General features: G+C 39.2%; 1 protein-coding gene. It reads left to right on the top strand.

Annotated elements, in window-relative coordinates; translation table 11 throughout:
* The coding region (locus tag HC175_RS18640; RefSeq protein WP_438865963.1) for an NUDIX hydrolase at nucleotides 1-369 on the top strand (369 nt) is incomplete at its 5' end.
* Nucleotides 370-449 lie beyond the last annotated feature (80 nt).

Genomic DNA, 449 nt, shown 5'->3' with positions numbered 1-449 from the left:
GAACTGGTGAAAGAACATGGAGCCGAATGGCATGATGTGGATAAATTGCCAACCCTGGTTCTGGATCATGATCTCATGGTGCAGGATGCCCTTGAAAAACTGAAGCAGAAAGCCAGATTTAAACCCATTGGCATTGAACTACTACCCGAAAAATTTACAATTCCGCAACTACAAAGCGTGTATGAGGCTATTTTTCAGAAAGAGCTCGATGCCCGCAATTTTCGCAAAAAGGTGCTCTCCCATGATCTCCTGGTAAAGCTCGAGGAAAAGGATAAATTAGGTTCTAAACGTGGTGCCTTTCTCTATAAATTCGATCACAGGCGATATGATCAGCTTACCAGGAACGGCTACGATTTTGGTATCTGGTAAAGCTGAATTTTTGTGATTTAAAAAATTTTCTTAGAAATAGTGCTATTTCAAAATTTAATTGTACTTTTTACGCTTATTAA

It is taken from the genome of Salinimicrobium oceani, assembly GCF_012037645.1.
This window is presented reverse-complemented; position numbering and strand designations above follow the sequence as displayed.